Origin of the sequence: Microtetraspora sp. AC03309 (assembly GCF_020826795.1) — a bacterium.
Classification (GTDB): Bacteria; Actinomycetota; Actinomycetes; order Streptosporangiales; family Streptosporangiaceae; genus Microtetraspora; species Microtetraspora glauca.
In genome coordinates this window covers 1-396 of the sequence record NZ_JADDIL010000606.1, presented here as the reverse complement: position 1 = coordinate 396, position 396 = coordinate 1, and the positions used below count along the sequence as shown (strand labels likewise).

The following is a 396-nucleotide window of genomic DNA, read 5'->3' as shown; positions in this document are numbered from 1 at the left end:
GACGTTGACTGCGGGCGATTTTCAGTTCGGCCGGAGAGTCGAGCGCGACGATCGTGCCGTCGACGACGAATGCCACCCGGTCACACAGTTCGTCCGCGGTGGACATGTCGTGGGTGGTGAGGAAGATCGTGCGGCCGCGTGCCTTGAGGTCCAGGATGATGTCCTTGACCTTGCGGGCGGTGACGGGATCGAGCCCTGAGGTGGGCTCGTCGAGGAACAACAGCTCAGGGTTGTTGATCAGCGACCGTGCAAACGTCAGCCGCATCTGCATTCCCTTGGAGTACTTGGCAACTCGAGTGTTGGCCGCATCGCCGAGACCGACCGCCTCCAAAAGCTCCATCGGATCTGACGTCGGCCCGTCGTAGAGGGAACCGAAGAACCGGAGGTTCTCCAGGC

At 62.1% G+C, this 396-nt stretch carries 1 protein-coding gene; it reads right to left on the bottom strand.

All coding sequences use genetic code 11. The features are described from left to right. On the bottom strand, positions 1-396 hold a 396-nt coding region (locus IMZ11_RS44575; RefSeq protein WP_228649844.1), incomplete at both ends, for an ABC transporter ATP-binding protein.